Origin of the sequence: Motiliproteus sp. SC1-56 (assembly GCF_017309075.1) — a bacterium.
Classification (GTDB): Bacteria; Pseudomonadota; Gammaproteobacteria; order Pseudomonadales; family Balneatricaceae; genus Motiliproteus.
Genome location: NZ_JAEMGS010000002.1, coordinates 71,782 through 96,242, shown reverse-complemented (window position 1 = coordinate 96,242; position 24,461 = coordinate 71,782). Strand labels below are relative to the sequence as shown.

Here is a 24,461-nt window from a genome sequence, read left to right as displayed (position 1 = left end):
AGACTTCTGTCACCACGCGGAGCGGATAACCAACTCACCGCAACCTCGGTAAGCGTTCGTTCTCTATACTTTTCCCCTAAGGAGTTCCGCTAGGTTTAGAGTGGAAGACCGGTGCTCTTTCAGGGACCCTCCATCCGGTCATCAACTGGGAATTCAATGTTGGACTGGAAAATCCGACGGCATTCACTCGTGATTGCGGCAGTTTTCGTCTCTTCAGCGTTGGGGGCTCCCTTTTTAAAGGCGCAAACCTGGCTTGAGCGACTCCCAATAAACCAATGGGTCAGACTCCCCCCATCTTCAGCACACCTCTACCAGATGAGCGAGCCAATCTGGGTACCATCCCGACGACAAATTCTGCATTGGGGCGCTGTCAACCGGGCGGGCGGTGGCGGTGGATTCACCGACGAAAGCCCTCTCAGAAACGACGTGGTCTCTTTCAACGTGAAGAGCGGCACCTGGGAGTCGGATTACCCTTCAGATAACTCACCACAGGTCAGCTTCTCAATCCGAGGGGTTGGAGAGATTCTGCCCAGTGGTAATCCAGCGCCCGGGAATATCGTCAACGGCGTCGCCTGGAACTCCAAGCAGCAACGCCTGGTGTATGCCATGCCGGGACTCACCGCCGCCTACGATCCGGCAACCCGTCGTTGGACTACACTCGCCGCCAGGAGCGAAGTTCCTTCACACCAGGGCGGTGAGGCCCCAAGAGCGTACGGAAGCGGAATCGCCTACGACCCAATCAACGACGAGCTTGTAATGTTTCCCCACTGGGGGCTGCTTGACCAAACCATGATTGGCGTCACCGGAGAGGTGTCAGGCCACGCCGGTACACTCGCCTACCGCTTTGCTGATGGCACTTGGAGGAGCCTGCGCAGGGAGTTGGGTACGGACAGTCAACGGGGCCAGCGCGAGGCGGTCAAGCGTATACTGGCGCGTGTCAGTGCGGGGCTGGACCTCGCGCACGCCCTCCATGCAGGCGCAGAGGTCACCGTCGCAAGTGTGATGTGCGCATTTGACGCAGCAGCCGACGCCGCTGATAAACTCGCCGAACAACAGCCAAAACTAGCCGATTTACTTGAAGAGGCCAGCGCCAACCTTCGGGCAGCCGCCAAGGCGGTCTCCAGCGATGAAAATTCGTCCGAGCACCCCTTTGGCCGAAACGCCCTATGGGCACTCTATGCACTGCTCGACGACAGGTTGCGTATCGAGCCGCCACCTCGCTCCGCAGCAGACATGGAGTGGCATCCTGAAAAAAAGGTCATCGTTATGTACGGGGGCATTGGTAGTCTGGTGCGAACGGACCTCTCTGAGAACAGCGCGCAGACACCGGGCGCGCTTTCCGATACGTGGCTCTACGATCCCCAAACACGCTCTTGGCGCGAAATCGCCATCCGCCGCCAACCGCCACCCCAGGCGCGTTCTCATTTAAGCTACGACCCTCAATCCAGAATGATGTTGCTTGTCACGCGCTCCATTCAACAGGGAACCATCGGCATCTGGGCCCTCGACCTGGAAACCGAGTCATGGTCACTCCTGCAGCAAGAAAAGTGGGCCTTCGAATGGAACGACTCCCTTCGGAATGTTACAGGCCACGCCCCCTTCGAAGTGGCATTCGATCCGGAAAACCGCCTTTTCATGTTGACCCAGGGTACCGATACCTTCGTGATGAAGTTGAATCTCGCGGGTATGCATCCCGAACAGCCGGAGCCTACTCTGTCAGAGCCCCCCATCAAACCGCTAGAGGTTCCAAAAGAGAATCCCTCCTGGCTGGCAGAGTTGGCGGAGCTCCCCACCAATACCTGGCACGCTGCTCACCCGGAAGGCGGAGAGCCCGCATTTCGACAATGGGGAAACCTAGCCTACGATCAAGTGCGTGGATGGGTCTTTTACTTTGGTGGCGGCCACGCATCCTACCAAGTAAACAACGTTTCCATCTATTCAGTCGGAGCCAATCGTTGGGTCACGGGTCCGGGAGAACACAACGACCACATCCCGCCGATAAACTGGGGTGGTAGGCCTATGAGCTTTCGTGGCGGGCCGCCTGCGGCGCATCAGCGTAATACCTACACTGCTGTCGATGGCAGGATGTATCGCGCTAACGGCGGCACTCGCTATTATTCCCGTAAAAAACAAAATAAGTCAGCATTGGCAGACGTACCGCGCCACAACTGGTTTTACGACGTCGACCGCGGGGGGCTTTGGCGGCAACAGCGGGTTTCGGTGAAACGGCACGACCGGGTTAAGGGGGTTTACGGCGGGGCACAGTTAAGCGATCCACGGGGAAGGGTTCTGGGCTTTCAAACCAATCGCGGCCGCTACTATGGTAAGCGGGCCCGGAAAATGTGGCTCGGTATTCACGATATTTACTCAAATAGTCTGGAAGTGCGTGAAATCCCCCCCCCCTATCCGCCACTCACCCGTGAGTCGGTACCTTTCACCTACATGAGCGATCGTGATCAAGTATTTTTCTATACTCACCCAGGCAAAAAAAACGGCGCTGACACTTGGATCTACGACATATCCGAAAACCGCTTCAGCAACCTAAAAACGACCGGTTCACCCTCCGGTCAGCCGGCCGTTGTGGTCTATCTCGAAGGTCAGAACGCGGTCTTCGCAGCCAGCCAGTCTCCTAAGGAAGAATGGCTTTTCTCACTCCAACATCTTGAGTGGAAAAAGCTGCCAACCGCCAGCAAAGCCGTCAGAATTCAAGAGCCGTACGGCCAAATGGTATACGCATCACGCTACGGAGTGCTGATTAATGTGCGCAAGCGTACATCTGTCATGCGCATTGACGCCACAGAATTTTGGCCGGACTTGAAGGTTAACCCTCCCGGTAAAGTTTGGAAACCGCTAACACCCCCCCGGCGTGGACAAGTATGTGCGGCTATTCAGCTACCTAGCTTAAAATAGTTCTATGGACGGCCCGAGGTTTCGCAGGCACTCTTTGGCAATGTTTTCCTTGCAATGTCTTTGTATAATAAACATTATTAAGCACGCTGTTTTAATTTTGATTGGCGCGCCCTTCAACCCTAGCCTTGTGGTGATTTAGCTTTGCTTCCAATCGCCAGCCTAAACAGGCTACGTTTAGGGCAGTATTTTGACAATTTCTGCCCTGAAATAGCCAAATAGAACTTACGATCAAGCAATCTATTTTTCAGATCTGACAATAAAGTTCCATCATCAAACTGTTTTAGCTCATATCCAAACTCCGCCATCTGCGGACCGGCAATCCAATTAAAGCGCTCATGCTTTTTCTTATCCCAACTATCGAATCGATCAAGTGGTGAAAAATCTTTGGTTTTTTTAGCCCCTCCCCAATGAACAACACCATTTTCTTTTTTGAGGTCAGATGAGCCACGAACGTCAACGTCACGTGCTTTCTCGAAGTCATATCCTTCTGCTCCGACGCCCAAGTAGTCAAATATCTTTCTCAACGTCGCCGTCTCGTTTGACACGACATCTTCGTACCGTACAATCAAGAATTTTCTGTCCGCATGATCGAATCTATTTTTAAAGTCGATAATCATTTGAGCTCTTTCGCTCCATCGCCTCATAGATCTCTCATAATTCCAATCGAACGATCGAACCCCTGACTCCACAACAGAGCGTCCATCCCTAACAAGCAAAATAAGGTGAGAATTGGGGAAAAAAGTGAAAAAGTTATCAAGTCCTTTAACGCTTGGCGTCTTTGTCAGCAATACTTTTGGCTTATTTTCTTTAGAGCCTCCTTTATCAACCTGACAATCAGAAAAGCTTTGTTTTTCAAGCTGCAGCCTCAGAAACTTTTCAATAGCATCCCCAAATAACCCCAAAAGAACCTCTGGCTGACCCAGTGATTTCTCAACATTCCACCTAGGATTCCAAGAGGTAAAGATCTTCCTCGCCCACTCGGCAATTGATCCAGAGTGCGCCACAAAGCGGTCTTCCCAGATGGGGCCAGGACCGACACAATCCGGATGCTGATCCAGAAGTTTAAAAAGGAAATTCGTCCCACTTCTTTGGTCAATGCCCAATAGAAAACATATTTTTGGACTTTGTGAGGTATCCATATATTCCAAAACCTTTTTTATGGCATAACCAAAAAGCGGTCGCCGATAACACCCAACTCAAGTCAAGCGGTCGAATAACGCCCCAAGCCGCCGCGATAGGTTTCGTCGTTCAAACTGACTCAGATAAGAACTATCAACATCGATTAGCTCATGATCAGTCCTATCAATAATTCGCTTCAGCGCATCCTTGCATCCCGTGCGGTCTTCCGCCCCGACAACCTGACCGATATTGGCACGCTGGATAATTTCCCGGGTCGCGCGGCTATCACAAAGAGCCAGTATCGGACGTTTTGAAGCTACGTACTCAAACACTTTTCCTGGAATAACGCCATCGGTGGTCGCACCGGTATCAACAATCAACAACAGGTAATCTGCCGCAATTTGGGCCCGCTTTGAGCTCTCGTAATCGACGTCGCCGTGAAAAACAAATACTGGCTCCAACCCGTAGAGTGCAATTAACCGCTGGTACTCTGAAAAAATGCCCGGTTCAATTTCTCCGTAGAAGTGAACACGCACCCGCCGAGTCACGGATTCATCCTCAGCGGCCAATTCTCCCAAAGCATGAACAAAGGCGTAACCACGCCGATTCTTAAAAAGACGGCCAGCATAGACAAAATCGATTGTGGCCTTGTCGCTATGGCGTTCACCTAAAAGATAATCAAACGACTCGGGATCATAGCCGTTGGTGATAGTTTCCCAAATCCGCTCGCCGCCTATATGCTGGCGTAGAAACTCCGTTTTCTGCTCGCTCACGGCGATTACTGCGTCGGCGCTGCCGATAATCTGCTTTTCCAACCGCCCCTCAAACCGCTCACGTATTGGCGGAAGCCACTCACGCAATACATCGCCTATCCAGAGGTCACGATAATCGACAACCCACGGGAGTTTGGTCTTGCGTTTGAGCAAGTATCCAGCTATCGCACTGCTGAAAGGCGGCAGGCTGGTATAGATCAAGTCCACACGTTGAGTTTTACAGATCTTGAGCGCTTCGTAATAGGCACGAAAGCCCCACAAAATGTAATCATCCGGCACATGAACCCAGTTGCGTACAAAGTGCTTGAAACGGATTGTCAGTCGATCAGTTCGCGCCGCTCCCGGCCTCCTTTCAAATTCGTTTTTGCTGGGGGCTTGTACCGCTTTCGAATTCAGTCTGTCAGAGTTCCGATTAAACAAGCCCAGCCCGCGCTTAGCTGCGCAGAGAACCCAATCGTCTAGCCGCTGATTAGCAACGCGGATCACTTGGACATCGTCCGGTATTTCAGATTCCAGGTCAGCGAAATAGGTTGGATCATTGCGATTGAAATCAAGGGTTACCACGACAGGCTGCCAACCAAGGTCACGAAGGTGCTCTACAAATTTCGCGCTGCGGATCCTGCCAATCGTTTTTAAAGGGGGGTATTCACCGGCTAAAACCAGTACGGTCTTTGCAGAGTCAGAGCTTGTCACTGATCGGCCACGTCCTTGCATAATTTTTGGAATTCCTTCGCGCAAAACTGGAAGCTTGAGCCGCGCGCCAGGGTCAGACCATTATCTGCCAAGTGCTCAGACAGCCCCGGTTCGGAGAAAATACGCTCTATAACATCGGCAATTTCCTGGGGGCTATTGCCATCCACGGACAGGCCGTTATATCCGTTTCTCACGGCCTCCACCGCACCACCGGCCAGCCCGCCCACTACCGGTTTCTGGCAAGCATTCGCTTCTAAAAATACCAAACCGAAACCCTCGGTATCCTTATCCGGCATCTCCCGATTTGGCATCAGGAACAAATCACATAGCTGGTAATGTAATACCAGTTCGTCTTCGGACACTCTGCCTGCAAAGGTCACATGGGTGCGCATCTTATGCTCATCCACCAGCCTTTCCAGCTCAGCGCGGTAAGGGCCTGTGCCGACAATAAGGTAATGGAGATCAGGCATACGCTTGACGAGCATAGGCAGTGCTTCGATGGTTTTGTCGATCCCCTTACGGGGAACCAACCGCCCAACGGTCAACAGAACTCGTTTGCCCTCTAATCCATATCGCTGCAGTAAAAGTGCTGGCTTTTCACCCGGAACAAACTGCTCAACATCGACACCGTTAGGAATCAACCTTACTTTCTCGGCCGACAACCCATAATGTTCCAGCAGATAACGCTTGGTGAACTGGCTCACCGCTACCACGGCATCAGCCTGATGCAAGTAGCGTTTACGTTTACGGCCAAAGCGACGATAAACCGTCTCCGTCGTCACCTCCTCTCCATGGATATAGTTGACCACCTTAACGCCGGTCAGACTTCGGCACAGCGATCCCAACCAGCTCAGGGAGTTAAGCTCGCCGATGCAGAGCACCTTAACTTTATGCTTGCGAATCAGACTCAAGGTGGTGAACAACACCCTCGCCCTGAGTGGCATGTCATGTGTCAAGATCAAGAACAGCGAATGCCATAGTGACTTTGCCTCCAGCACCCAAGGCCGAAGCAGATTTAGCCGCGCCACTGGATAGGGCACCCGTAGATCAAACTCCTGCCAACCTTCCAGCGCCTCCCGGGTGGCGCAGTGGTATTTGGGGGCCAACACCATCATCCGCGAACCCGGACTGTAGTAGGCCAGTTTTTCGTACACCACAGCGGAGCCCCCATTGATCGGTGGAAAGATACTGGTCACTAGAAGGCAATCGATCTCTTTGTTCAGATCTTCATAGGCGATGGTTCGCTGACTGGTGCGGTAATTCCACAGCAGCCTCGCCAGGAACTTAACCGGATTGTCATCCCAAGGCGTAAAACGCTTCAAAGCATAGCGGTTGGTGTGGCAACTGTTGGCGCCCCATGCGGTACTGAGTGCAGCGCTAAAGCCAATTTCTTCGACGAGTTTCTCGTGGCTCGGCTGAAAGTGCTCGCAAGGCTTGCCATAAGGATAAGCAAAAAGATCGACCGGGGCTGAAATGATCCGCTCCAGCTCATCCTTGGCAATGTTGATGTCCCGCCTGGCGTACTCCAGGTCTACCTTGGTGAGCATTGGGTGATTCATGGAGTGACAGCCAATGTCCATTCCCTGATTGTGAAGTTCACGAATCTGATCTTCAGATAAGATCAGTCTCTCCTTTATCTGAACTCCCGCGGCTTCAAGGATCCGATCCAACGTCCGCCGCTGCTCTTCCGGGTGCATAGGTTTGAGCGTTTCAAGCAGGCCTGCGATCGCCCGCCGGCGTTCGCCCGCGGTTTTCAGAGAAAAAACCCCCAATTTGAGCGGGCCTAAATCAAGGCTCTCCAGCGGCGAACGGCTGATCGCTTCAATCAATTTGTCGTTCCACAACCTGCCCTCTTGAACCCCTACACCGGCAATAAAGCAGGTGGCTTCGATACCGTATTTTCGCAGGAGGGGCATAGCCAGAGTCAGGTTATCAGCGTAACCATCATCAAACGTAACGGCCAGCGCCCTTGGAGGCAGTGTTCCCGACTGAAGTTGCTCAATCGCTTGGCGTAAAGGCACCGGATTGAAAATTTTGCTGACAAGGTACATTTGCCAGTCTAGAGAGGACTCGGGGAAGTAGTCGAAGCCTTGCTCAGACGTTTCCCTGTGGATACGGTGATAGATCAGTATGCTTAAAGTGCCCTTTTCTCCACCTGGAGACAGGTGGGTGGCCAGAGCTCGAACGAGGCGCCAACCCCATTCTGGGACGTAACGAATAGACCGCTTCAATGAAAGCGGCGCGTGTGCTTGCGATATCCTTAGCTGCGCATCATTGGCCATCCTTGCCCCCCATGTTCGTGCGAGCGTATCACAATCTACTAAATCGCCAACGCATTCACTACAAGTTTGTGATTTGGGTTACGACACTGCTACCGTTACTCAACACTCTTTGCACAGGGAATAGAAAGCGTGCTGCAACGCTTTGATAGCATAACAGATATTTCTCCCGAGTATCGCGAGGCCATTCTGGATGCATCATCCGGAAACCCATTTATAGCCCCCTCTTGGTTTCTCCTCTTCGAGCGATACCTGCTGGAGTCAAAAGAACGCCCTCGGTATTACCTGTTGCTTGATACAGACAAAAAACCACAGGCATTCTTAGCCCTGAAGTTATCGGGAGCAGGAAAACGCCAAGCTGATAAGCTGCGGCCGCTAAGCAACTTCTATAGCGGTCACTATGACCTGCTGACGTTCCCCGGCACCGCCCCGTCCGCCGCCATTGACGGAGTGCTGAGCTCACTTTCGGCGGTTGAAGGGCGCTGCTGGCAACTGGAACTGAAACCACTATTGAGAAACTCCCCGACCTGGGCGCCATTGGATCTTGGTTTGCGTAGGTACGGCTGGTACACCGAACCCTATTTTTGTCACGGCAATTGGATACTGCCCAGCGCAGAAGGCGGCTTTGAAGCCTATTGGGAGAGACGCCCCTCCCGACTAAAAAACACCTTTCGGCGTCGACGAAACCGGATGCAAACTGACCTCGGCTACGATGTCGAAATCGTTCAATGTGCCGGTGCGAGGTTGGAGCTCGGCCTGAAAGCGTTTACTCGCCTCTACAGTCTCAGCTGGAAAAGAAAAGAACCCCATCCCCAATTTATCGCCGAGTGGTGTCGAGAGCTAGCAGGAGAAGGGCGCCTCCGGCTAGGTATTCTCTTTGCGGGTGCGCACATAGTGGCGGCCCAGATATGGGCCGTTTCAGGTTCGAAAGCCTACATTTTCAAACTTGCCCACGACCCAGGTTTTAATCACTACTCCCCCGGCACGCTGCTCACCCACGCGCTGATGGAGCACGTACTGGACATCGACAGAGTGCACGAAGTCGACTTTCTGACCGGTGATGACAGCTATAAACAAGACTGGATGACCCTGCGTCGCGAGCAATGGGGCATTCGGGCCTATCGGATCAACTCCCTTCGCGGAGCCTTGGCAACCCTAAGCTGCCGGCTTCGCAAAGGATTCAGGAAACGCTTAAAACACGGGTAGTACGTTGATAGCCAAGCATTCCACCCGCTGATAGACTTATGCCAGAGTAATCAAAAGCACGGAGCCCCACACCGCCCATGGAAGCTAAAGTCATCGATTTGGTCAGTGAAGCACTCAATACCACCGCTGAGAATTGGACGAGGGAAACTGCGCTTCTAGGCGCACTTCCCGAATTTGACTCAATGGCAGTCGTTACGCTGTTGGCCGCCATGGAAGAGACCTTCGATGTGGAATTTTCCGATGATGAAATTACCGCCGAGGCTTTCGAGACGATTGGCAGCCTGACAGAGTTCCTGCAAACCAAACTCTAATCACAGTGCCCCCGCATAATTTCGCCGAACCACCGGATCCCATTCTGATGGTGGCTTTTCACTACCCTCCGGCGGGGTTTAGCAGCGGGGTTCACCGAACCCTGTGCTTTGCCAACGACCTGGTTGACCTCGGATGGTCACCCACCGTGCTTACAGCCTCCCCCAACGCTTACCCGACTCGATTCGATGATACCTGCGCGCGCATCCGCCCCGAAGTCACCGTAACACGCGGCTGGACGATCAACAGCGCGCAGACACTCGCCGTTGCCGGACGTTATCTGCGGGGACTCGCTTTACCGGACCGTTGGTCAAGTTGGATCCTGAGCGGTGTGATACGAGGCCTGCAGACGATTAGACGGCAACCTCCAAAAGCGCTCTGGTCAACCTATCCGATTGCGAGCGCCCATGTGATAGGCCTGATTCTACACCGCCTTACCGGTCTCCCCTGGGTCGCAGATTTTCGAGACCCCATGTATGACCAGCACTTTCCAAACCACCCCTGGGAGCGGCGCAGTCACCAGTGGATCGAAGCCAAGGTAATGCGCCATGCCCGGTTTGCGGTGGTAACGACCGAGGGCACCGCTAAAGAGCTCGCGCAGCGCCATGCGACAAAAAACCACGACGGTGCGCGCTATGAAGTGATTGCCAACGGCTACGACCCGCAACTATTTGTCCAAGCGCCTAAACACCCAGGGCCGAGAGAACATATCACCTTGCTCCACAGCGGCTTGCTAGACCCCGCCGACAGGCCGCCACAGGCGTTGCTTAACGCCATCAGAGTACTCAACACAGAGAGGCATCTCCCCCCCATTCGGCTGCATTTAAGGGCCCCTGGAAACGAGGGCCAATTAAACGCCCTTATTAAAATGGCCGGCTGTGACGATGCCGTGCGACTGCTCCCACCCCTCCCCTGTCAGGCAGCCATCAATGAAATATGCCAAAGCGATGCGCTGGTCCTGCTGCAAGGGCCTAGCTGCCCGAATCAGATACCTGCCAAACTCTACGAATACATGCGAAGCGAACGTCCTGTCCTCGGACTCTGCAGCCCAAACAGTGAAACGGCTCAATTACTACGCCATGCCGGTGTAAGCCATGTGGCCCAAATAGACAATAATGAGGCGGTCACCAAGCAGCTGGCCCGACTTCGTCTGCAACTGGTCAGAGGTGACGCGCTCGGTGTCAGTCAATCAGTGGTCGAGACCCACAGCCGGACGCAGCGCGCCCGGGAGCTAAACGCACTGCTTCGCACGCTTTAGCCACCGCCAGAGTCGGCAAATGAGGGTGTAGGCTCGCACAACGAATGTCTTTGAAAGCGGGTAAATAGTAAGATGTTGATCAGCCAGTAAAACAACAGACTCGCTCGAGCGGAATCAAGAGGGTTCCCCATCACGCCTACTACCAGCACCGACACCACACTTAACCAGGCGGCCAACGCCAGCGGTTCGCCAGACAGGGCTTTCCGAGCCCCCCGATAAACAGCCATCCCGACAACACCACCGACCAGGATCACGCCCAACACCCCAAGCTCGAAATATATCGCGAGGTACAGGTTTTTGATGTGCCATTGCAAATGCTTGAAATCATTGTAGTAAAACCAATAATCCAATCCTTGTCGAAAGCCTCCGTTGCGAATTGAGTTTGCCGGCTGCCCATTCGCCTGGACCCAAACATGTTCAATATCAACAGCTACGGCACCCGCATTTTTAAGATAAAAGACCGTTGGCCAACGCTTCCATGGGGGCTTTCGGCCAACCCTCTTGCTTTGGATCCTGACCTCATGTTCAACCCAGTCCCCATTGGTGCTCCTGACCTTTACCCAACGAGCACTACACATCACGTTCATGTCACTGGCGTAAAGGATATTCCGTTCGCAGAAACCCAGCGTCAGCGACGAGTCTTCAGTGGCCCGCAGACGTATTCTGATTTGGTAACGGGTGTCCGGAATGACCTTCACCCGTTGCGCCAATTTCAAATCACTGCCGGTCACCAACCGCAGATAATCGCCTTGTTCCGGGTCGGAAAACACCCGCACCCCTCCCGCAGACTTAGCGCTGTTCGGGTGAGCCAGCGCGTAGGCGTAAGGAAATTGCCCCTTTCCCATACCAAACCAGATAGTGGCAGGCCCTGCGTTCATGGCCTCCAACACCCGCGACCAGTGATCGACACGTTTCTCAAGGTCAGTGGTGACCGTAGTGACACGCTCAGACATCCGATGGCCACCAAGCACCGACCCCATTAGTGCCGATAGCATCAGCAGGGTCACCCCCACCCAAAGCAAAGGTCCGGGCGGGCAGGAAAATCGGCGGACAAAGAAAACGCCAAACAGCGCGATCAGACAAAAGATTGCCGCTAAAGTCAGCGTTGGAACAAGGCCTTGATCGGCCCACTTGCTGGTCAACTGCCCGTATACACCGAGCAGCGCCAAAAGTCCGTAGGCAGGCAATAACAGCCAGAGACGGCGCCCGTAACGTGGATAGGCGCTGGCAACCAACCCAAGTGCCAACATTAAACCGCTCGCCAAAACACCTATATAACCACTGAGCCGAAAAACCGTTCCCAGCAGACCAAGGACGGCTAAATTGGCAGCCAGCGTCAGCCAGTCGTAAGCATGCAGTTGGGCCAGCGTGCTGCGTCGACGAGCTAACAACACACCAAAAAAAAACAGCAGGCAAACGCCGTATGCGGCGTAGGTCGTGCGCGTAAAGGACGACGCTACCCCATAACTTGAGCCAAGAAACGCAAGCATCGCCAGCCATTGCCAGGGGCCTCGAAAATAGAGCATGGACGCCAAGCTAAACGGTACCACCCACATCAACACGCCATCGATGGTTTCCCCTCCGGTATGCATCTCCGAAAAACTTCCGGTAACACGGTAGGTTGATGAGAAATCCAATAAACTTCGTAGTCGTTGGTAGTAAGCGCCACTCGAGAGCAAGTCGTTAAAGACGCCCCGTTCCCAAAGTATTACCAGCGCCAAAGCCGACGCCCCCAGACATGCCCCGATCAGGGTCCAGCGCTGGCAGCGTCTCGGATCATGACCGTAAAGAGGAAACCAAAGAGTCGAAAGCAGCAGGCCGTAGAGCATCCCGCGGGTCTGCAGCAACGTGATATCGGGAGCGTAATAGACCAGGGTGTGCATAGATCCGAGCTGGGGCAATCCTTGTTGCAGCGCTACCACCAACAGCCCAGTCAAATAGACCACCCACACGGCTAGAACATTGCGATTGCAGACAACAGGTCCAATCCCGGGCTTGCTCTTTGGAACGCGCAGCCACCCAAGAGAGAGCGTGACCAGCAGCAGCATGTCAAACTCATTCAGGCCGGCGCGTCCACTCCATGGGGTCAAGTCATAGGTTAACAGCAGCGCAGGGAGCGCCAGCAACCAAAAGTACGGTGTGATCAGACAGGCGGCGGAGTACAGTGCCAGGATGAGGTAGAGACTAGTGAAACCGGCCGGGTAGTCGAGCAACAAAAAAAACAAAGCTGCAAGAGCCGTAATCGCTCCCAACCAGCGCAACATCGGCAGTCCGCCGCCGATCAAGCTGCCATGAGGACGATGATGCCGCTGGCCCGTCTCGCCAGTCTCCCTATCAGCGCCCGCACCGACGCTAACGCTTTTATTCACGGCTGCGAGCCAATGGGTAAAGCACCGTCCAACAAGCGGCGAATTCCTTCTAGGCTTGGATAGGACGGCAGTCCGATCGCTGCGCGATCTTCCAGGTGCAAAGCAACGCCATCGATTCCCTGCCGGTAATCCCCCACTATGGTGTTCAGCGAAGAATCGACCCGGACAGTTTTTGGTCGCGCAGACAGAATGCGGGTTTTTTCCTGGTCGATAACAAAAACGTTACGGTGCAACTCAATCCGATTGAGGGGGTATTTAACACCCTCGAGACCGAAGCCGATCATATCGTTGTTGGCCGTGCGCTTGCCCTGTTGCAGTACTGAGTGATTGACAATCAGCTCCCCCCCATTGGCGATATCCAGCAGCCGGCTATCCATCGAATCCAACGAGGCTATCAGGCTGCTTTCGATCACCGTGCGTCGCGCGCGCGACTTAACCTCGTGTCCTTCGTCCTTAGAAGCCAGGATTTCACTGTTGATGATCTGCAGTTCTCCACCGCCCACATAAATGGCGTGGGCCCGCCCCCTCTTACCCAATCGCTGAAAACGGCTGTTGCGAATCACCACGAAACCCGGATTTTTTCCTGTCAACACCCCCTGCTCGCTGTCGTGGAAATAGACTTTATCCAGCTCAAGGTTACTTCCCTCGAGGCGCACGCAAGCGCCGTTCTGATCTTTCACCTGTATGCCGTGACATTCGATTTGGGCTATCAGCGTATTGCTCCCTTTGATAACCAAGGCGGCTTTGCCCTCAACCGCAGTATTGGCGATCACCGTACCAGGCTCGCCAACGATAGACACGAAGTCGGCACGCAGCACGCCTGCTTGCTCGTATACGCCCGGCGCCAGCTCGATCCGACTGCCAACTTCTGCCTTCGACATGGCGTCAGCGAGGCTTGCTGCAGGCTTTCCGTCCAGCAGCACCGCCGGCTGAGCGACGGCATGGGCCGCCACGAAAAACAGACCGCAGAACAAATTTCTGCACAGTATGCGCATCCCAGCCCTCGCTAGCTTCTGGATAGCCTTTTGACAAACGCCAGAGTACAGTCGCCAAGCCAAGCCTTCCACTCGCTGGAAGAAAAGGTATGGTCTGCTTCCGGATGAATCTCAACGCTTACGCGCGTGCTGGTACTTAAATGACGCCAATGGGGCTCACTGCGGTACTGGCGTTCAAACGTCTTTGCCGTCAGATCGTTGGCGCTCAGCACCAGCAACACCGGCTGACCTTTCTGGGTATAAGCTTCGAAGGAGTCACGCATCCGCTGTTGATAGCCCCCTTTTTCATTACCCGTTGTGGACGCCTGCCGTGCAGCACTCCCCACGCCGCGCAGGCTATCGGCAATTGCTACCCGCCCGCCGATAAACTTGCGCCAGAATCCCCCGCTTGAGAGCCGTTTCAAATAGTAGTGGATAAGACGGGTTCTAGCCTCGGATTGGACGTTTTCCAACCATGGATTCACCAGCACGAGACCGGCCACCCGCTCGTCTTTATCGGCATATAGCAACGCCGCCGATGCGCCATCGCATAACCCCCAGAGCACAACGCCTTCAACCCTTGGGGCTCTACTGCATAAACCGTCAAGCGCCGCGCGAATGTCTTCATCCAAGTGGTCAAAGGGCTGTTTGTCACCGCTCGCATCACCCATTCCCCGCGCATCAAAACGCAACACGGGTACGCCGGCAGCGGCCAGCCACCGCGCCAAGTGCAAGAACTGTCGGTGACTGCCAACTCGATATTGCGGCCCTCCAACGACAATCACCACTCCGACACGGGAGCTGCTTACTCCTGGATGAAAAATCGCCGGAAGCCGCTGATCCCCTAGCGGCAGGGTCACCGCCTGTTCCCGACTCACACCGCGCCCTCCAACCATGCATGACTGACCGCCTGTAGAGCCGGTGCGTGGTAAACGTCCGGAACCTGCCAAAACGCCGGGCCTTCGCATGTTTGGACTTCTAGCCCTGCACTTACCGGGAACCCTAGCGCCCCTTCAGAGGGTGGTTGACCAACCTCCAGCCACAGCGATGCTCCCACGCGAAGCGCGTGTCCTTGCCAAGATAACGCACATATTTCCCTGACCAATTCAGGACTCAAGCGGTAACCGGATACCTCTACGGTGTCTCCTTCCAACGCGCGTGCGAGCCAATCCACCCGTTGCTTTCCGGAAAATGCCTCTTGGACTTGTCGCAGCCGGAAAAACTGACGCATCATCCGCCGCCCCGAAAGCTGGGGTTGCCAGAAAATAAATTGTGAGAGGTTCCTAGAAGGCTTAACCGATAGGTAGTAATCGATCAGCAGGGCCCCGAATCGTAGCCCCCAGAGAGCGACCGGCGTCTCATCACAGCCGACCCAGGATAAGACCGCATCCATGTCTGCAAGCCAGTGATGTAACCGAACCTGCTCCAGGTCACCACCGCTGTCACCGGTTCCCCAGTAATCCACCAGCACCACGTACCAGCCTCTAGTGGCGAGGTGTTGTGCGGTGCGCGCCACGACCGCACGACTGTAATTCATCTCTTCTGCAAAGGGCGGCGCGAATACGAGGCGTTTGGAAGCCTGCATATCACCAAAACAAGCTAGGTATATTGTCCGCTCACCCGCTTGAATAAAATGCCCCTGGTAGCTAGCCAAGCCCCTCTCCGCTACTGCTGATTACGATCTAACCATAGCGACAACACCATAAGTACCCATACCAGTTCACCGTAATGCTTGGCATGTTCGTGCTGATGCAGGCGTTTAACTTCATCTAAAAAGCGCGGCTGAAACAGGTTATACGCTTTGAGCCCATCCAACGCAGCATGGGCCTGAGCCCGCAGCTCGGGATGATTCTGCGTCCAAAGCCCGAAAGGTAACCCGAAGCCATGTTTGGGTTTGTTGATAATACGCTGGGGTAAAAAGTCGCTCATCGCCACCTTGTAAAGGTGGCGCAGATTGTTCGGGGTAAGTTTGAGACGAGCGGGTAAGCACAGCGAGAGATCCACCAAGCCATCATCCAGCATGGGATAAGCCACCTCGATATTCGCCAGGCGACAGGCGCTGGAGACTTTGACTAAATCGTTATCCGCCAGGGTGTGTTTCCAGTCCATGTAGAGCATGCGATCCAGGGTATCAGCCTGGGGCAATTCATCATAAAGACGTTGACACCTGCGCTCTGGCTCCTTCAAATCCAGGCTTCCCAACAGCGCTTCGGCAAAGACGCTGCGACGATCAATGAGGTTGAGAAAATTAAAGTATTCCAGGTTTTCGGTAACGCTCATGCGTAATTGGCGGACAAAGCTCTTGCCCTTGCGCAAAATTGCGGGCCGGCTCGGTACCTGGGAATTCAGCAGCCCGCCTGCCAGCAACGGCACCAGAGGTCCCAGACGCTGGCGCCAGCGGTCCATTTGCAGTTGCTTGCTATAACGAACGTTACCCGCAAACAACTCGTCCCCGCCATCACCGGCAATCAGCCTGTCCACCCCGTGGGACTTGGCCAGGCGTGCGCAAAAATAGGTGGGCAAGACGGAGCTGTTGCCGAACGGCTGGTCCATGCTGTCGATGATCGTGGGCAGCGCCTCTACCACATCCTCCGGATACATACAGTACTCGTGGCCGGTCAAACCGAAACGTTCGACCGCACAGCGGGCGTAATCCAGTTCGTTGTATTGTTCCAGGGGAAAGCCGATCGAAAAGACCGGGACGCCCGGTCGCTTTCGGGCAACCAGACCCGCGATGGAAGAGCTGTCGAGCCCGCCGCTCAAGAAGCAGCCGGTGGGCGTTTCATCAAGGGTATCGGTAACCGCGGCTTCAAGAGTGCTGAAAAGCAACCCAGCCTGGGCCTGCTCGTCAGCATGCGTGTCTGCGGTGAATATCGGCTTCCAGTGCCGGTAGCGCTCAAGTCGGCCCGCTTTCACCTCGGCCACTTCCGCAGGAGCCAACGCGTAGATGCCCTCGTAGATAGTATCGGGACTGGGAACCATGTGGAAAAAGAGATAATCAAGCACCGCCTGGGGCGCAATCGACGGTGAGTCCGGCAGTGCCCGGCGCAGGCAGCTGATTGAATCAGAGACCCAGACTTCACCTTGAACGAGGGTGTAATAAAGCCGCCGGGTCACAAACCGGTCGGATACGATTCGCACCCGCGCGCCGTTGCCATCCACCAGCACCAGCGCGTAATGCCCTCGCAGCCCGCTGATACCCGCTCCGGTAGCGACCCGCTGACAGAGAGCTTCAGGGGACAAGGCGCGTCGATCTTCATCAAACACCTGCCCCCAAATAAAGGCACGGACACCGTTATGGTTTCCTTCCAGGACACCGGTGGACTCCTCATCCAGCATGAGCCGGAGTGGCGGGGCCGATCCATTCAGCACATCAGTGGCAGTTGCGAGCATCTGCTTTCATTCCTTTGACCACGTAGAGCGCGACGCGAGCGTGAGGCCGCAGCGGCATCGTCCAGACTAACCCAAAAAATGAAAATCTGCATAAAAACAGCCACCCCCGAATGAAAGCGAAAGCACGGCGGAACTCGATTTTGGTGCCCCGCCGCAAAAACTGTCTATTCTTATGCTCAGCATGGAAACAACGCAGTTAGAAGGGAACCCACTCTTTTATGATCGTCGAGACGCTCACCCCCGAGAAAGAGGCAAGCTGGGACGCTTACGTTAACCGCGCACAAGACGCCACTTTTTTTCACTTATCCGGGTGGCTTCGGGCCATCGAAAAAACCACCTCCCACCGCAGCTACGCGTTGTATGCGGAAAAAAACGGAAAACTCACCGGCGTGCTGCCACTGGTTCACACCAAGAGCCTGCTATTTGGTAACGCGCTGGTCTCTACGCCTTTCTGCGTCTACGGGGGAGTTGTGGCCGACGACCCCGAAAGCAAGGAAGCGCTGTTAAAGCGCGCACAGGAGGTGGCGGAGCAAATCGGGGTCGACTATCTGGAACTGCGCCACCGGGAGCCTCAGACAGCCGGCTGGCCGGCAAAAAACCTGCACGCCACCTTCCGGCGCCAACTGGACGATGATGACGAGGCCAATCTCAAGGCCATGAAGCGCAAACAGCGGGCGGTTATTCGCCAAGCCATCCGCAACGGCCATGAAACCCTGAAGGCCGACGATATCAACGATTTTTTTACCATTTACTCCACCAGTGTGCGTAACCTGGGCACACCGGTTTTCTCCCGCCACTTTTTTGAAGCCCTGCGAGCGGAGTTCCCCGAGGCCACCGAGGTGGTGACGGTACTGCATGACAACCGCCCGGTCTCGGCCCTGATGAGTTTCTACTTCCGTAACGAGGTGCTCCCCTATTACGGGGGCGGCCTGCCTGAGGCCCGGGACCTGAAGTCGATGGATTTCATGTATTGGGACCAGATGTGCAGGGCCCGCAAGCAGGGGGTAGAAATCTATGACTTCGGCCGCAGTAAGGTCGACAGCGGGCCGTACCACTACAAGCGTCACTGGGGGTTCGAACCCGCCTCGCTGTGCTACGAGTACCATTTGGTTAAAGCCAAGGCCCTGCCCAACCTGAGTCCGAATAATCCCAAGTACCGGTTTTTCATCAAGCTTTGGCAAAAGCTACCGCTGAACCTTTCTCAGTTCCTTGGGCCAAGGCTATCAAGGCACCTCGGTTAACAGCCGTTGATGGAAACCTTGGCAGCCAAACAGCCATTCGCCTACGATCGGTCCGTAACAGTCATTCTGATCGGCGTCGGCCTCGTCTATATTGCCGTGTTCGGAGAGACACTGCTCTCCATGGCGACCATCTGGCTTCGCTCCGACACCTACGCCCATGGCGCGCTTATCGCACCGATTTCACTCTGGCTAATCTGGCGCCGGCGCGACGCTTTGCGATGCACGCCGGTCATGCCCTTTCCGCCCGCCCTTCTCCCCTTGATGATCGCATGCGCCGCCTGGCTGGCGGGTCGGGCGGCCAACCTTCTGGTGATCGAGCAGTTGGCGGCCATCCTGGTCCTCTGGTCGTTAATACTCCTTATCCTGGGACGGCCTGTTTTTCACTGTTTGCTCTTTCCCCTGTTGTACCTTGTGTTCGCGGTTCCCTTTGGCGAGGCCCTAACCCCCGCATTACAACAGGTCACCGCGAGCATTACGGTAAAGATGCTGCAACTGACTGGCATTCCGGTCTTCATGAGCGGGCTTTATATCGAAATTCCCAGTGGACAGTTCGAGGTGGCAGAGGCCTGCAGCGGCATCCGCTACCTTATCGCCTCGCTGGCCTTGGGTACCCTCTACGCGTACCTGGCCTACAGCAGCACGAAAAAGCGGGTTCTATTTGTCGCCGCCTCCCTGCTGGTACCGATTCTGGCCAATGGCATCCGCGCCTATATGATCGTGATGATCGCCCATCTCTCGGACCTGAAATACGCCACCGGCGTGGACCACCTGATTTACGGCTGGCTGTTTTTCGGCGTGGTTATTGGGTTGATGTTCTGGGTCGGTGGATTTTGGAGCGACGCCAAGGCCCCCGCTGCCAGGCCCCGGAAAGATGATCCGCCTCTCCCGCCCAGGGGGCGACTGATTGGAACTGCCGTCGCCGGTATCGGAGCGTTGCTGGTGAGCGCCCAGCTCGGTGCCGGGCTGGAAGCCGATACCCCGCCGACCCCGCTGGCAGCGTATGACCTGCCCCTCGGGGCTTACGAGAGCGCCGAGGCGACCGCGATGTCCTGGCGCCCCGATTTCAAAGGCGCAGACCGAACCTACCTGCACACCTATAAAGCCCTTGAAGGTGAGCCCATCAGTTTTTTCATTGCGGACTACCAGACCGAGGGGCAAGGCAAGGAGTTGATCAACCACCTTAACCAGTTCTTCGACAAAAACGCCTGGAGTCTGGCACAGCGCAGAACCCGAAACCTGGTGATCGCAGGTTCCAATCTACCGGTTAACGAGCTGGATCTACGCAGCCCCGACGGAGAAAAGCGACTTATTTGGCAATGGTACCGGGCTAACGGGCAGGCGGCTGTCAATCCCGCGACCGTCAAGGTCCTGCAAGCCTGGTCACGGTTTGAAAAGGACTCGTCGTTGAGCTCGGCTTTTGCCCTGGCTACCGATTACGAAGACCCGCAGGCGGCCGAACGGCATCTGCAGGCATTCATCACCCACCTATGGCCGGAAGTGTTAAACACCTATGAATGAGCCTACTGAGCCAGCCGCAGCTAACTACCTCCTCCACCACCTCATAGAGGCACAAGCACTCCGACGCCCCGACGCCCCGGCGCTGTGGCACAAACATGGGCAACGCACCTATACCCAGTTGCTAAGGGACATCCAGCGTGCTGCCGGAGGGTTCAGGAAGCTGGGGGTTGAACGGGCGGAGCGGGTCGCGGTTTACCTGCCCAAACAGATCGAAACCGTGACCAGTTTTTTTGCCAGCACCCTCGCCGGGGCCTGTTTCGTGCCAGTCAATCCGGTTCTCAAGCCGCCGCAAGTACAGCATATACTGGCCGACTGCAACGTGCGGGTCCTGGTCACCAGCAGCGCCCGGCTGGAAACACTCAAACCCATCCTGCATGAGCTCAGGGACCTGCGCCAAGTGGTGCTCGTCGACGCACCCACCACTCCAGGGCCCATGACCACCCCCTGGGATACGCTTCTGGACACCGAGCCCTGCCAGTCGCCGCCACACGCCCTGACCGATGGCGACATGGCCGCCATCCTTTACACATCCGGCAGCACCGGCAAACCCAAAGGGGTCGTACTCAGCCACCGCAATCTGGTGGTGGGCGCCCAGAGCGTTGCCAGCTACCTGGAAAACACACCCGAAGACCGGGTGCTGGCGCTGCTGCCGCTCAGCTTTGACGCCGGTTTAAGCCAAGTCACCACCGTTTTCCGTGCAGGTGCCTGCTGCTACCTGATGGACTACCTCCTGCCCAACGATGTCATGCGTCAGGTGGAAAAGCATGGAATTACCGGAATCACCGCCGTTCCCCCTCTCTGGAGCCAAATTTCCAGCCTGAAATGGAACCCCGAGGCTGCCCGCTCGTTACGCTACTTTGCCAATACAGGCGGTCATATGAACGCCGCCTTACTGGCGCGCTTGCGGGACATTTTTCCGGATGCGAAGCCCTTTCTGATGTACGGCCTCACCGAGGCTTTCCGCTCCACCTACCTCCCCCCGGACCAGGCTGACAAGCGCCCCGGCTCGATCGGAAAAGCCATACCCAATGCAGAAATCCTGGTGCTGCGGGAAGACGGCAGTCCGTGCCTCGACAACGAACCCGGCGAACTGGTGCACCGGGGTCCCCTGGTCAGCCTGGGATACTGGAACGCCCCGGAAAAAACCGCCGAACGGTTCAAGCCCCTGCCCAAGGCATCAGGGGGGCTGGTATTCCAGGAGATCGCCGTCTGGTCGGGCGACACGGTCACCCGCGACAGCGACGGCTACCTTTATTTCGTCGGGCGTAAGGACGAAATGATCAAGACATCGGGCTATCGAGTCAGTCCCAGCGAGGTTGAAGAAGTGGCCTACCAGACCGGGTGCGTGCGCGATGCCGCAGCGCTCGGCGTGCCGCACCCGGCCCTGGGCCAGGGGATCTTGCTGCTGGTGACGCCGGCGGAAGCCAGCGAAGGAGTATCGGAGCAGGTGCTCGGCGCCTGTCATCAGCAGCTGCCTAATTTTATGCAGCCCAAAGACTGTTGCGTGCTGAGCGAGCTGCCACGCAACGCCAACGGCAAAATCGACCGCCGCAGCCTCGCCGAACAGTACGCCGATTTCTTTACCCTGGACACGCCCAATGAAAACTGACCGCCCCGCTACCCACGCCAGCCAGTGGCCGGACATCCGCAATAACGAGTATTACGTCGGCGGTAAACCACTGACCCGTCACGCAGCAGTTGTAGGAAGGACGCCGTTCTACGCCTACGACCGCGGGCTCATTCGCCAACGCATTGATACCCTGCGCCAGCAACTGCCCAAGGGGATCAAACTGCACTACGCGATCAAGGCCAACCCCATGCCTGCCCTCGTTGACTTCGTGACCCCCCTCGTTGACGGGCTGGACGTGGCCTCCAAGGGCGAGATGCGAATCGCTCTGGATGCCGGCATGGAAGAGAGCGAAATCAGCTTCGCCGGGCCGGGTAAAAACCAGGAGGAGATTGTCTCAGCGGTGGCGGCCGGCATCGTGGTGACGGCCGAATCCTTTCTTCAGGTTGAACAGATCGCCAAGGCCGCCCGGTCTCTTAACCTCAAGGCACGCCTTGCGCTGAGGCTGAACCCCAGCTTTGAACTCAAGGCTTCAGGAATGAAAATGACCGGTGGGGCCAAGCCCTTCGGTATCGACAGCGAATGCTTTGCTGACCTGATCGAGTACGTGCGCGCACAGGGACTCGAGCCCGAGGGGCTGCACCTGTTTACCGGCTCCCAGAACCTTAACCCCCAGGCGCTGTGTGAAGCCCTGCAAGGCGTCACCGATCTGTGCTGCCAGTTGGTTCCGGCGCACAATCTGGACCTTCGCTTCATCAACATGGGCGGCGGCTTTGGCATTCCCTACTTCCCGGGCGAGCCCGTTCTTGATTTGGCACCCGTTATGGCAACCCTCGGCGAAATTCAGAGCACCGTGCACAAGCTAACGCCCCAGACCGCAATCGCCCTGGAATTCGGCCGCTATATTGTCGGCGAGGCCGGAATTTACGTATCCCGAGTGATCGACAAGAAATGCTCCCGGGGGACCACCTACCTGGTCACGGACGGTGGACTGCACCACCACCTGGCGAACTCGGGCAATTTTGGCCAGGTCATTCGCAAGAATTACCCGGTACAACTGGGTAACCGGGTCGAGGGGAATAAGACAGAGGTCGTCACTGTCGTCGGCCCCCTGTGTACTCCGCTTGATATTCTCGCCGAGCGGGTCGAACTCCCGGAAGCCCAAATAGGGGATTTGGTAGTGGTCCGCCAATCAGGCGCTTACGGGCTGAGCGCAAGCCCCACCGCCTTTTTGAGCCACCCCCTTGCCGCTGAAATTTTGGTCTAGCCTGAAGGGTAACGGCCTCCTTCGATAAGTAGCGGCTGCCCAGTAGACCACCGTGGTCACTCAGACCTTTTACGCAGGCTCCTGACCGCTGGAGGAGCAATTTGGAAGCCAAGGATAGCGGGCAACAGTCAAGGATCGACATGAGCAACTTGAATATCAAGAATCTGGATCGCGGTATGCCGGCTCTGGGAATAAACAAAGTACCTGTGCGCTATCGCTACATGGCCCTGGCACTTTGCGAAACGGCCGCCATGCTCTGGTGCCTCTACCTCGGGTTCAGTTACTCAACGACGCCGCACTACGTCGGGTTTTTCGACCACGTCCTATGCTTGGAGTGCATGACGTTCGTGGTGGTGGCGTTTATCTGCATGGCGGCCATGGGCCTCTACCACGCCCGGCTTCGCGGCGCCCCCCGGGAAGTGGTCGCCCGCGTCTTCCTGAGCTTCGTCATGGCCTCTATCGCGCAGGGGGTGATTTTCTACTTTATTCCCTTCCTTCAAGTCGACCCCAAAGCCATCGCCCTGGCATTGATCTTTTCCTTTTTTATCGTCTGCCTGCTCCGCTACGGCTTTTTCAAACTGCTCGGTGCCGAAGCCCTAAAGCGGCGGATTCTAGTACTGGGCGACGGGGAGCGCGCCAGCATCATTCAGGACCGGATGCGACGGTCCGCCGACCGCCAGGGGTTCCAGGTACTCGGCTTTGTACCCATGCCCGACGATAGCGATCGTATTCGTCACGAACAGCTGCTGTTTTTAAACCTGAACGACTTACCCGAATACGTCCGCGCTAATCGGGTTGACGAGGTGGTGGTCGCGGCAGATCAACGGCGCGGCAACCTGCCCATGGAGGCGCTCTATCGCTGCCGAATCGGCGGCGTCAAGGTGATGGATATCGCCACCTTTATCGAACGGGAGAGCGGCAAAATTCCGCTGAAAACCCTGCGCCCGAGCTGGCTGGTTTATGGAGAAGGCTATGGAGGCGCGTCACTGCTGGTACGGATGGCCAAACGGGGCTTCGACATCCTGATCAGCCTGCTGCTGCTACTGCTGGTCTGGCCCCTGATGGTAATCACCGCGCTTCTGATCAAGCTCGAAAGCGGCCCCGGGGCACCGGTGCTCTATACCCAGAAACGGGTGGGGTTGCACGGCGTGCCCTTCAGTATTTTCAAGTTCCGCAGCATGACGGTGGATGCCGAAGCCAACGGCGCGGTCTGGGCCCGCCAAAATGATCAGCGAGTCACGGCAGTAGGCGCCTTTATCCGCAAGTACCGTATTGACGAGCTCCCCCAGCTGTTCAATATTCTGCGCGGCGACATGAGCTTCATCGGCCCCCGTCCGGAACGGCCGGAGTTCGTCGAGAAGCTCTCCCAATCCATTCCCTATTACGGCGATCGACACCAGGTGAAACCCGGGCTTACCGGCTGGGCGCAAATCTGCTACGCCTACGGCAGCAGCGAGGCCGACGCCCTGGAAAAGCTGCAGTACGACCTCTACTACATCAAAAACTTCAGCTTCTTACTGGATACCATCATCCTGATACAAACCGCGGAAGTAGTCTTTTTCGGCAAGGGCGCGCGCTGATCGGT

17 protein-coding genes are annotated in these 24,461 nt (G+C 55.9%); 9 read left to right on the top strand and 8 right to left on the bottom strand.

Going from position 1 to position 24,461, the window contains the following annotated elements; all coding sequences use genetic code 11:
- Nucleotides 1-315: 315 nt before the first annotated feature.
- Entirely contained in the window at nt 316-2,910 is a 2,595-nt protein-coding gene (locus JGZ97_RS02295; RefSeq protein ID WP_207060990.1) for a kelch repeat-containing protein, read from the top strand.
- A gap of 119 nt (nt 2,911-3,029) precedes the next feature.
- On the opposite strand, the gene JGZ97_RS02290 is transcribed toward JGZ97_RS02295, so the two are convergent.
- Genes JGZ97_RS02290 through JGZ97_RS02280 form a run of 3 tightly spaced genes read right to left on the bottom strand, consistent with a single transcriptional unit; the run spans nt 3,030 to nt 7,777 of the window.
- Nucleotides 3,030-4,049 carry a sulfotransferase gene (locus JGZ97_RS02290; RefSeq protein ID WP_207060989.1) on the bottom strand — a complete coding sequence of 340 codons (1,020 nt, stop codon included), beginning with the start codon at nt 4,047-4,049 and terminating at the stop codon, nt 3,030-3,032.
- A gap of 57 nt (nt 4,050-4,106) precedes the next feature.
- Nucleotides 4,107-5,495, bottom strand: coding sequence for a glycosyltransferase (locus JGZ97_RS02285; protein WP_207060988.1), 1,389 nt, complete (start codon nt 5,493-5,495; stop codon nt 4,107-4,109).
- Nucleotides 5,492-7,777, bottom strand: a complete 2,286-nt coding sequence (locus JGZ97_RS02280) for a glycosyltransferase (protein WP_207060987.1) — start codon at nt 7,775-7,777, stop codon at nt 5,492-5,494. The genes JGZ97_RS02285 and JGZ97_RS02280 overlap by 4 nt, the downstream gene beginning before the upstream one ends.
- A 129-nt stretch (nt 7,778-7,906) precedes the next feature.
- On the opposite strand from JGZ97_RS02280, the gene JGZ97_RS02275 reads away from it, so the two are divergent.
- From JGZ97_RS02275 to JGZ97_RS02265, 3 genes are all read left to right on the top strand, one after another.
- Nucleotides 7,907-8,980 carry a GNAT family N-acetyltransferase gene (locus JGZ97_RS02275; protein WP_207060986.1) on the top strand — a complete coding sequence of 358 codons (1,074 nt, stop codon included), beginning with the start codon at nt 7,907-7,909 and terminating at the stop codon, nt 8,978-8,980.
- A gap of 77 nt (nt 8,981-9,057) precedes the next feature.
- Nucleotides 9,058-9,291, top strand: coding sequence for an acyl carrier protein (locus tag JGZ97_RS02270; RefSeq protein ID WP_207060985.1), 234 nt, complete (start codon nt 9,058-9,060; stop codon nt 9,289-9,291).
- A 47-nt stretch (nt 9,292-9,338) separates the two neighbouring features.
- On the top strand, nt 9,339-10,547 hold the full coding sequence (locus JGZ97_RS02265) for a glycosyltransferase (RefSeq protein WP_207060984.1): 1,209 nt from the start codon (nt 9,339-9,341) through the stop codon (nt 10,545-10,547).
- Here the strand turns inward: JGZ97_RS02265 and JGZ97_RS02260 are convergent.
- From JGZ97_RS02260 to JGZ97_RS02240, 5 genes are read right to left on the bottom strand one after another with little or no spacing between them, the layout of a single operon-like run.
- Complete coding sequence (locus tag JGZ97_RS02260) at nt 10,544-12,916, bottom strand: O-antigen ligase (protein ID WP_207060983.1); 2,373 nt, start codon at nt 12,914-12,916, stop codon at nt 10,544-10,546. The two genes, JGZ97_RS02265 and JGZ97_RS02260, sit on opposite strands and share 4 nt — an antisense overlap.
- Complete coding sequence (locus JGZ97_RS02255) at nt 12,913-13,911, bottom strand: hypothetical protein (RefSeq protein WP_207060982.1); 999 nt, start codon at nt 13,909-13,911, stop codon at nt 12,913-12,915. Before JGZ97_RS02255 ends, JGZ97_RS02260 begins: the two co-directional genes overlap by 4 nt.
- 11 nt (nt 13,912-13,922) lie before the next feature.
- Nucleotides 13,923-14,750, bottom strand: a complete 828-nt coding sequence (locus tag JGZ97_RS02250; protein WP_207060981.1) for a hydrolase 1, exosortase A system-associated — start codon at nt 14,748-14,750, stop codon at nt 13,923-13,925.
- A gap of 14 nt (nt 14,751-14,764) precedes the next feature.
- Nucleotides 14,765-15,544 (bottom strand): serine aminopeptidase domain-containing protein, encoded by a 780-nt coding sequence (locus JGZ97_RS02245; RefSeq protein WP_207060980.1) that lies wholly within the window; start codon nt 15,542-15,544, stop codon nt 14,765-14,767.
- A gap of 11 nt (nt 15,545-15,555) precedes the next feature.
- Complete coding sequence (locus JGZ97_RS02240; RefSeq protein ID WP_207060979.1) at nt 15,556-17,283, bottom strand: asparagine synthetase B; 1,728 nt, start codon at nt 17,281-17,283, stop codon at nt 15,556-15,558.
- A 218-nt stretch (nt 17,284-17,501) separates the two neighbouring features.
- On the opposite strand from JGZ97_RS02240, the gene JGZ97_RS02235 reads away from it, so the two are divergent.
- The 5 genes from JGZ97_RS02235 (at nt 17,502) to JGZ97_RS02215 (ending at nt 24,456) form a co-directional block, all read left to right on the top strand.
- Entirely contained in the window at nt 17,502-18,524 is a 1,023-nt protein-coding gene (locus JGZ97_RS02235; RefSeq protein WP_207060978.1) for a FemAB family XrtA/PEP-CTERM system-associated protein, read from the top strand.
- Nucleotides 18,525-18,533: 9 nt separating this feature from the next.
- Nucleotides 18,534-20,042, top strand: a complete 1,509-nt coding sequence (gene xrtA / locus JGZ97_RS02230; protein WP_207060977.1) for an exosortase A — start codon at nt 18,534-18,536, stop codon at nt 20,040-20,042.
- A complete protein-coding gene (locus JGZ97_RS02225; protein WP_207060976.1) occupies nt 20,035-21,651 on the top strand; it encodes an acyl-CoA ligase (AMP-forming), exosortase A system-associated in 1,617 nt (538 codons plus the stop codon). The genes xrtA and JGZ97_RS02225 overlap by 8 nt, the downstream gene beginning before the upstream one ends.
- Nucleotides 21,641-22,876 (top strand): pyridoxal-dependent decarboxylase, exosortase A system-associated, encoded by a 1,236-nt coding sequence (locus JGZ97_RS02220; protein ID WP_207060975.1) that lies wholly within the window; start codon nt 21,641-21,643, stop codon nt 22,874-22,876. Before JGZ97_RS02225 ends, JGZ97_RS02220 begins: the two co-directional genes overlap by 11 nt.
- A 140-nt stretch (nt 22,877-23,016) precedes the next feature.
- Entirely contained in the window at nt 23,017-24,456 is a 1,440-nt protein-coding gene (locus JGZ97_RS02215; RefSeq protein WP_207060974.1) for a TIGR03013 family XrtA/PEP-CTERM system glycosyltransferase, read from the top strand.
- The last annotated feature ends 5 nt before the right edge of the window (nt 24,457-24,461 follow it).